The 8907-nt window shown below is 65.2% G+C and carries 8 protein-coding genes; 4 read left to right on the forward strand and 4 right to left on the reverse strand.

Annotated features, from left to right (window positions below):
* Positions 1-100: IS3 family transposase (locus tag ACLHZ1_RS20125; protein WP_427262416.1), on the forward strand; the 100-nt coding region annotated here is incomplete at its 5' end.
* Between the two features lie 87 nt (positions 101-187).
* Here ACLHZ1_RS20125 and mltA read toward each other — a convergent pair.
* Positions 188-1342, reverse strand: a complete 1155-nt coding sequence (gene mltA, locus ACLHZ1_RS20130; RefSeq protein ID WP_427263474.1) for a murein transglycosylase A — start codon at positions 1340-1342, stop codon at positions 188-190.
* Between the two features lie 150 nt (positions 1343-1492).
* Between mltA and ACLHZ1_RS20135 the strand changes: the two genes are divergently transcribed.
* Positions 1493-1738 carry a DUF1289 domain-containing protein gene (locus ACLHZ1_RS20135; RefSeq protein WP_427263475.1) on the forward strand — a complete coding sequence of 82 codons (246 nt, stop codon included), beginning with the start codon at positions 1493-1495 and terminating at the stop codon, positions 1736-1738.
* A gap of 81 nt (positions 1739-1819) precedes the next feature.
* On the opposite strand, the gene fruA is transcribed toward ACLHZ1_RS20135, so the two are convergent.
* The 3 genes from fruA to fruB are packed head-to-tail and all read right to left on the reverse strand — an operon-like array spanning position 1820 to position 5648.
* Positions 1820-3544, reverse strand: coding sequence for a PTS fructose transporter subunit IIBC (gene fruA, locus ACLHZ1_RS20140; protein WP_427263476.1), 1725 nt, complete (start codon positions 3542-3544; stop codon positions 1820-1822).
* Positions 3541-4548: a 1-phosphofructokinase gene (gene pfkB / locus ACLHZ1_RS20145; RefSeq protein WP_427263477.1), complete on the reverse strand. Its 1008-nt coding sequence runs from the start codon at positions 4546-4548 to the stop codon at positions 3541-3543. Before pfkB ends, fruA begins: the two co-directional genes overlap by 4 nt.
* The gene (fruB, locus tag ACLHZ1_RS20150) at positions 4548-5648 is read right to left on the reverse strand and encodes a fused PTS fructose transporter subunit IIA/HPr protein (RefSeq protein WP_427263478.1); all 1101 of its coding nucleotides are present in this window, start codon (positions 5646-5648) and stop codon (positions 4548-4550) included. The genes pfkB and fruB overlap by 1 nt, the downstream gene beginning before the upstream one ends.
* A 335-nt stretch (positions 5649-5983) precedes the next feature.
* Here fruB and cra point away from each other — a divergent pair, with 335 nt between their 5' ends.
* A complete protein-coding gene (cra, locus tag ACLHZ1_RS20155) occupies positions 5984-6967 on the forward strand; it encodes a catabolite repressor/activator (protein ID WP_427263479.1) in 984 nt (327 codons plus the stop codon).
* Positions 6968-7292: 325 nt separating this feature from the next.
* On the forward strand, positions 7293-8486 hold the full coding sequence (locus ACLHZ1_RS20160; RefSeq protein WP_427263480.1) for an aromatic amino acid transport family protein: 1194 nt from the start codon (positions 7293-7295) through the stop codon (positions 8484-8486).
* The last annotated feature ends 421 nt before the right edge of the window (positions 8487-8907 follow it).

The raw sequence follows: 8907 nt of genomic DNA on the forward strand, positions 1-8907 counted from the left end.
TGAATACATCCACTACTACAACCACGAGCGGATCAAAGCAAAACTAAATGGCCTGAGCCCGGTACAGTACCGAACTCAGGCCATGTCATCCGCCAACTAATGTGTCCAATAAATGGGGTTCACTTCAAACCAACGGCGGTTTGATGGCATACATATTGTGTTGGGCGCCCATCACAGCGCCAGAGGCTCAGAGCCAGGGGGCCGCCGTGGGGCCATGGCCCAGACCCAGCTTCCAGACCCGGCCAAAATGCTTGTAGTGCCCGGCGGCCACACCGGCCTTCTCCCCCATGCCGTGGTAGAGATCCAGGTGACCGCGTTTGACGGCGCCACCGGTATCCAGGGCGATGAGCAGGCGCAGCTGATGCTTGCCGGTCCAGTTGCCCGCCTGATCCAGCAGGGGCACTTCCGCCAGTATGGGGGTGCCCATGGGCAGCAGGGTGCGATCGGCGGCGACCGAGGCCATGGCGAGCAGGGGAATGCCGGCCGAGCCGATCACGTCGTTGGTGGGACGGCGCTCGAAGAAGACATAGGAGGGGTTCTGCTCCACCAGCTCCTTGACGTTCTCCTCCGGCTGGGCATTGGCCCACTCCTTGATGGCCTTGAGGGACATCTTCTCCTTGGCCACCTCCCCTCTGTCGATCAGTACCCGGCCTATGCTGACGTAACCGTGACCGTTCTTGCCGCTGTAGCCCAGGTATTGCAGGCGATCATCGTCCCCGTAGTGGACGAAACCCGACCCCTGCACGTCCATCAGGAAGTTGTCGATGAGGGACTTGCTGTACCCCAGCTCCAGGCCGCGATTGGCCAGGGCGCCCCGGTGGATCTGGGCGCGGGAGGGGCAGCGGCCGCCGCAGTTGGGCATGGCGTAGAGGGGGTACTTGAATTCGCGATCCGGGCGGTGGCGCACCTCCAGCACTGGGGAGTAGTAGCCGGTGAACAGTATGTTGCCCATGCGATCGGCTCCCCCCATCTGGGCCAGGCTGATGCCATATTGCCCGATGCGGGCGGGATCTCCCCCCTGGGCGACCCAGCGCGACAGCTGACGGTAGAGCTCGCCATAACGAGTCGCCATCCGGGTCGAACGCTGGGTCACCAGCTGGCTCTGGGCCTGGAAGCGGCTGAAATCACGGGATGCCTGGCTGTTGACCTGGGTGACGTGCACCAGATCGCTGGGCAGGGTGCCATCGAGATACTGCTTGCCCAGGTTCTCCACCGGGGCACAGTTGAGAAAACAGGCCTCGTCGACGGCCTTTGGCTTGGGGAGAGGGGCCGGCTGCGGCTCGCCGGCACAACCGGCCAGGCCCAGTACGGTTGCGGCCAACCAGTATGCGTGTCTGTTCATAAGTCCTCATTTAACACCGAGTGCCAGATCCGGCGTGGAAGATGCCAAATTTACCCGTGGAAAGCAAACGACCCGGGCCCTGAGCCAGACTATTTTTCCAATCCTTATCATCTGGGTTATAACAGGGTAACAAGGCATGAGGATCCGGGCATGGAACAGCTGGAAATCTTTCCCCTGCAGAGCCCCTGTATCGGGGTCTGTCAGTTGAACAACAAGGGCTATTGCAAGGGGTGCTTTCGCAGCCGGGACGAGCGTTTCAACTGGCTCGCCATGACCCCGGGCCAGCAGCAGGAGGTGATGCGGCTGTGCCGGGGTCGCAAGGCCCGGGTGCTGGCGGCCAAGCGCAAGGCCGAGGAGGCCGCCGCGTCCCAGGTGCAGCAGGGTTGGGACTTCTAAGCCCCCTCCCCCCAATGAACAAAGGCGACCCCAGGGTCGTCTTTGTCGTTGCTTGCGCCGGCGTCACCTCCGCCGGCTGGCTCAGGCCGTGGCCAGCTTGGCCGGCGCCTCGGCGCGCTTGAGCATGGCGTAGCTCACCCCGGTCAGCAGTGAACCTGCGGCGATGGCCACTATGTACATCCACACATGGCTGATGGCATTGGGGATGAAGAGCACGAACAGGCCGCCGTGGGGCGCCACCAGTTCACAACCAAACAGCATGGAGAGGGCACCGGTCAGGGCCCCGCCCACCATGCAGGCCGGGATGACCCGCACCGGATCCTTGGCGGCGAACGGGATGGCCCCCTCGGAGATGAAGCACAGACCCAGCACGAAGGAGGCCTTGCCCGCTTCCTGCTCCGTCTTGATGAACTTCTTGCCCGCCAGGAAGGTGGCGATGCCCATGCCCAGCGCCGGGACCATGCCGGCCGCCATCACGGCCGCCATGGGAGCATAGGCCTTGGAGGCCAGCAGGCCGACCCCGAAGGCATAGGCCGCCTTGTTGACCGGGCCGCCCATGTCGAAGCACATCATGGCGCCGATGATGACCCCCAGCAGCACGGCGTTGGCCGAGCCCATGTTGTTGAGGAATTCGGTCATGGCATTCATGATGCCGGCCACGGGGCCACCCACCACGTAGATCATCACCAGGCCGGTGAACAGGCTCGCCACCAGGGGAATGATGAGGATGGGCTTGAGCGCCTCCAGGGTCACCGGCAGGCGCACCTTGTCACTCAGGAACTTGGCGCTGTAACCGGCCAGGAAGCCGGCGACGATGCCGCCAAGGAAACCGGCCCCGAGGGAGCTGGCCAGCATGCCGCCAATCATGCCGGGCGCCAGGCCAGGACGGTCGGCGATGGAGTAGGCGATGTAGCCGGCCAGCACCGGGATCATCAGGGCGAAGGCGGAGCCGCCGCCAATCTGCATCAGGGCCGCGGCCAGGCTGCCCTCCTCCTTGAAGGCCTCGATGCCGAAGATGAAGGAGATGGCGATGATGAGGCCACCGGCCACCACCATGGGCAGCATGAAGGAGACCCCGGTCAGCAGGTGCTTGTAGGGACCGGCCTTCTCCTCTTTCTTGATGGCCGCGCCGCCGCTGTGGCGATAGGGCTGGGCCTGCTGCCATGCCTTGTCCAGCTCTGCCTTGGTCTTCTTCAGGGCCGCGCCCGTGCTGGTGTGGTAGAGGGGCTTGCCATCGAAGCGGGCCATGTCCACCTCGATGTCGGTGGCCAGGAACACCAGATCGGCGGCGGCGATCTCGTCGGCGGTCAGGGCGTTTTGGGCGCCGACCGAGCCCTGGGTCTCGACCCGGATCTCGTAGCCGAGCTGCTTGGCGGTATTCTCCAGCGCCTCGGCGGACATGAAGGTGTGGGCCACCCCGGTCGGGCAGGCGGTGACCGCCACGATGCGCTTGCGCGCGCCGCTCGTTGCCGGCGCCTGGGCGCTCGCCTCGTGACGATAGGGGCTGGCGCCTGCCGCGGCGGCGCTTAGCACGGCGGCGGGATCTTGCAGCGCCGCGTCCATCTCGGCGCGGTAGAGCCGCTTGCCGTCATAGGCGGCGAGATCCACCGGGGCGCTGGCCACCACGATGACCAGCTCGGCCTCGGCAATCTGGGCCGCCGTCGGCGCGGTGCGCGCCGCTATGGTGGAATGAATGTCGCCGATCAGCGTCCAACCGGCCTGTTCGGCCTGCTGGGTGAGCCGCTTGGCGACAAGAAAACTGGTGGCGATGCCCGCCGGGCAGGCCGTTACCAAGATAGCTTTCATTGGGCATCTCCTGTGGATGTGTGTGATGTCATGTCCTTGCGATCGGCCTGATGGGCACCCTGGGGCGCCTCGGCATCCAGCCGCGTCATAGTCACTCGTTCGGCAATGGGATCCAGTGCCGCCGGGTCGGCGAAGCCGACCGCCACCTGGCTCACCGCCAGGGCGGAGGCGGCGGTGGCCAGGCGCAGGGTCTGCGCCATGGGCCAGCCCAGGCTGAGGCCGTGCGCCAGCCCGGCCACCAGGGAATCCCCGGCACCGACCGTGCTCACCACCGTCATGCGCGGCGGTGTGGCCTGCCAGATCTCCTCTTCCCCAAACCAGACAACCCCTTCTGCGCCATTGGAGATCACCACCTGGCTCACTCCCTGGGCCTGCAGGGCGCGGGCGCACTCGGCCTGCTCCTCGAGGGTGCGGATGGGGCGACCCGCCCACTGGCTGAGTTCTTCGAGATTGGGCTTGATCAGGGTGGGGCCCGCCGCAATACCGACTCCGAGGGCCGCGCCGCTGCAATCGAAGATCACCTGCTTGCCACGCGCCTTGAGGCCGGTGATGAGCCGGGCCACCAGGGCGGTATCCACCCCCTTGGGCAGGCTGCCCGCCAGCACGAACCACTGCCCCTGCCCGGCCAGCGTTTCGATGACTTCATCGAGGGCCAGGATGGCGTCCTGGGCGATGGCGAGCCCCGGCAGGTTGAGATCCGTGACCCGGCCGGAGCGCTCCGACACCTTGACGTTGATGCGGGTGCTGCCGGGGACCCGCACGAAGCAGTCCTCCAGCCCCTTCTGGGCAAACAGGTCGACGAAGGCCTGCTGGTTCTCCTCGCCGAGCCAGCCGGTCAGGCTCACTTCCCGGCCCAGATCCTTCAACACCATGGCGACATTGATCCCCTTGCCCGCGGGGCGCAGGGAGGCCTCTCCCACCAGGTTCACCTCGCCGGGGTGGAGCTCATCCAGGGCGGCGGTGAGATCGAGCGCCGGGTTGAGGGTAATGGTGACGAGTTTCATCAGTGCGCCCCCTCGCCCAACCCGGCGGCAATGGCTTCGCCGATGCCGCGCAGGGCCGCCTCGGCGTCCGCCCCTTCGGCGCGAAATTCGAGTCTGTGGCCGCACTTGACCCCCAGACCGATCACCTTCATCAGGCTCTTGGCGGAGACGGCCTCCCCGTTGCCATCCAGGTTGGCGACCCGGATATCGGCCTCATACTCCTTGGCCACCTTGACCAGCATGGCGCCGGGACGAGCATGCAGACCGTGGGGGTTGATGATGGTGAAGGTGTCGGCCAGCCCCTTGGCCGGTCCGTTTTGCAGCAGGGCCAGCCCCTCGCCGCCCGCCAGGGCATCGAGTTGGCCGGCGCCCGCCAGGGCCGCCAGGTTGTCGAGCTGGGAGAGATGGGATTCATCCTTGCCGCACAGCAGCAGCAAGGCCTTGACCGCCTGCTCGCCCTCCCCGAGGGGACGGGTCGGGGTCGCCAGCACCCAGCCGCTCTGCTGCGCCCTGGCGCTGGCCAGCCAGATCCCCTGGCCCAGCGCCGACGGGCCACGCGCCATCAGGGCGCTCACCATGTCGGCGCCACCCCAACCGGCGGACTTGGCGCGGGCGGCCGCCCCCAGCAGCAGCTGATCCAGGTCGTCGGCGGGGAAATCGGCGAGACTCAGGAACTGCACCTCGGCCGGGGCGCTCGCTCCGGTCAGTATGTCGATGATGGTGGCGGCATCCCTGGCCTCCTTGAGGGACTGGGCGGCCTGCTCATCTCCCAGGACCTGAGTGAGCTGGCGCAAGATCCCCAAGTGCTCGTCAGACTTGGCGGCGATGCCGATGGCCACATAGGCTACCTGGCCGTCGTCCCACTCGATCCCTTGCGGGAACTGGGCCACCATGACGCCGGTGTGCTTCACCAGATGACGGGTGTCCGTGGTGCCATGGGGAATGGCGATGCCGCTGCCAAGGTAGGTGGCGTGCTGGGCCTCACGGGCCAGCATGCCCTCCACATAGCCCGCCTCCACCAGACCGGCCGCGGTCAACTGCCCGGCCAGCAGGGCGATGGCTTCTCCCTTGCTGGTAGCGACCTGGTTCAACAGGATCTGCTCTTGCGCCAACTTCAACATACTCTCTCTCCATCCGCTTGAGGCGGCCCGCTCGGCCCCCTGGATTGCGCTCAATGATAATGGGTGGTGATGATTGCCCGGGCGTGCTGCCCTGCCCGCTTCACAATAGACCTGGTTGTATCCTTTTGTGGGATTTATCAACCATTTGTCTCTGCTTGCTGACAAGCTGAATCGTTTCACTTACACTCAGACTGAATCGTTTCAGCTATTTGATCAAGTCCCCGCACTCCCCTTGCATCGATGATATGATCCGGCGCACACTTTTTGCGTCACGACCGCATGAGGAGGGTGGGATATTGCACTCTTTGCGCGCCAAACAAGACAGGGCCAACAAGATGAAACTGGATGAAATCGCCGCCCTCGCCGGTGTCTCGCGCACCACGGCCAGTTATGTGATCAACGGCAAGGCCGACCAATATCGCATCAGTCAAGCGACCCGCGACAAGGTGATGGCGGTGGTCGAGGCCCACAACTATCGTCCCGACAGCCGCGCCGCCTCCCTGCGCGGCGGCCAGACCCGCACCCTGGGTTTCATTCTGCCGGATCTGGAGAACGCCAGTTATGCCAAGCTGGCCAAGCGGCTGGAGCAGGGGGCCCGCGCCCAGGGCTACCAGCTGCTCATCGTCTGCTCGGAAGATGAGCCCCAGACGGAAAAGGTTCTGTGCGACATGCTGATCAGCCGCCATGTGGATGCCCTGCTGGTAGCCAGCTGCCTGCCCCCGGGGGATCCCTGGTATCAGGAGAAACAGGCCGCCGGCACCCAGGTGATCGCCATCGACCGGACCATGGCCCCCGACCGCTTCATCAGCGTCGCCAGCGAGAACCGCAAGGCGTGCGAGGCGCTCACCGCCTCCCTGCTGCGCCCGGGGTTGGCCCACATCGCCCTGATCAGCGCCCTGCCGGCCCTCACCATCAGCCAGGAGCGCCGTCAGGGGTTTCTGCAGGCCCTGAGCGCAAGCGAGGCCAAGCCGCACCTGTGCGAGGGGGAGCACTTCTCCCGCGCCGAGGGCTACCGCCTGATTGGCGAGCTGCATCGCCGCCTCGGCACCCTGCCCCAGGCCCTGATCACCACCTCCTACATCATGATGGAAGGGGTGCTCGACTACCTGCTGGAGCAAGAAGCCGACATGAGCCGCCTCGCCATGGCCACCTTCGGCGATGACCGCCTGCTCGATTTTCTCCCCTTTGGCATCAACTCCCTGCCCCAGCGCCACGACGCCCTGGCCACTCTGGCCCTGGAGCTCGCCTTTGCCGCCATCCATGGCGACTATCAGTGCGGCCTGCACTACATAGGCCGCAGCCTCAAGACCCGCCGCTGATCTCCCGCCCGCCCCTGCTCCAGGCAGGGCGCGGGCTCGCCGCCAGCCCCACCACGCTGCCGCCGAGTTTTTCACCAGTCCGTCGCCACACTGTCACCATTTGTTTCCAGGTATTGCGCAAAAAAATGGTAGATCCCGCTATCACAGGCTTGTTTCCCCTATTTTGATCCGTTAGCTTGGCAACTCACTTTTACAAACGACAGGTTTTGAGTACAGATGCGTCTGCTGCGATATTGCTAGCCTCCGGACGGACCCGGAGGCGCCCCATCCCGTTTAGCCACTGCCGCCCGTGCGGCCCCCTCATCATCAATATCGGATTGGACCCATGAATACCAAGACCCTCGGCGCGACCCTGCTCATCGCAGGCACCACCATAGGGGCAGGCATGTTGGCCTTGCCGCTCGCCTCCTCCTCCCTCGGCGGCCCCGCCACCCTGGCGCTGATGCTGGGGCTCTGGGCCCTGATGGCCTTCACCGCCATGTTGCAGGTGGAAGCCAGCCTCACCACCGGCAAGTGGTACCTGCACCAGCTCGCCGATCAGCTGCTCGGCCCCTGGGGCAAGGGCATCGCCTCCTTCTGCATCCTGATGCTGTTCTACTCCCTGGCCTCCGCCTACATCAGCGGCGGCAGCAGCCTGCTGGCCCAGGCCCTGGCGGATGCGGGCCTGCCCCTGGGCCAAGAGCAGGCGGCCTGGATCTTCACCCTGCTGTTTGGCGGCATGGTCTGCGTCGGCACCAGGCAAGTGGATTACCTCAACCGGCTGATGTTCGCCGTGAAGCTGCTGATCATGGTGGCGGTGCTGGCGCTGCTCTTGCCCCGCGCCCAGGGGCAGCACCTGCTCTCCCTGCCGCTCGGCCAGGGCCTGCTGCTGGCGGGCCTGCCGGTCATCTTCACCTCGTTCGGCTTTCACGGCTCCATCCCGAGCGTGATGCTCTATCTGGGGGATTGTCCCAGGCGGCTGCGCCGGGTGTTCGTGTGGGGCTCGGCCCTGCCCCTCATCCTCTATGTGCTCTGGCAGGTGGCGATCCTGGGCCTGCTGGGTCAAGAGTCCCTGATCCAGAGCGGCGGCGCCCTGGACAACCTGCTGGCCAGCGTCGGCGCTCTGGTGAACTGGCCCGCCTTCAATCAGGCGATGCACCTCTTTGCGGATCTGGCGCTGGCCACCTCCTTCCTCGGGGTGACCCTGGGGCTGTTTGACTTCATGGCCAAGGTGACCCGGCGCAAGGACAACTGGCAGGGCCGCAGCCAGACCGGGCTCATCACCTTCGTGCCCCCCCTGCTGTTTGCCCTCTACTTCCCGCAAGGCTTCATCATGGCCCTGGGTTACGCCGCCATCGCCCTGGCCATACTGGCGGTGCTGCTGCCGGTGGCCCTGGTGTGGCAGAGCCGCAAGCAGGCCGAGGATCACCACTACCGCGCACCGGGCGGCGTGGTCGCCCTCGGTCTGGCCGGCGCCATGGGGGTGCTGATCGTCGGGGTACAGGTGAGCGTCAGCCTGGGGCTCTTGCCCGCGCTCTGATCCCTGTCCGCCATGGAAGGCCTCAAACAGCACAGCCCCGCCAGCGTCAGTTGGTGGGGCTTTTTGATGACGAGCATTGCCCGGCGGGTCCTGACCAACGATCGCCTGCGGGAAGAGGCGGGAGAACTGGTACGAGTGCCTAAAGAGGATTGGCTGATAGGCCTTCGCCTGGGAGCAGCAGCGCGGCGGTGCGGACGGCATTCACTACCGCTCGGTGCGCCACGGCGGCCACGACTGCCATGTGCTCTACCCCCCCCCCCGACTCATCACCAAGATCCATCAGACCCGTCATCTGGCTCAGAGATCCCCTCATTTTTAGAGACTCAAATAATTCCAAGTGTGCGGGTATATAAGCGGTGTTGCTTCAGGTAGTAGATAAATTTATCCATCAACAAGACCGCATTGGTTTCTTTCATTTTAG

The organism is Aeromonas sobria, from assembly GCF_050266975.1.
Classification (GTDB): domain Bacteria; phylum Pseudomonadota; class Gammaproteobacteria; order Enterobacterales; family Aeromonadaceae; genus Aeromonas; species Aeromonas sobria_B.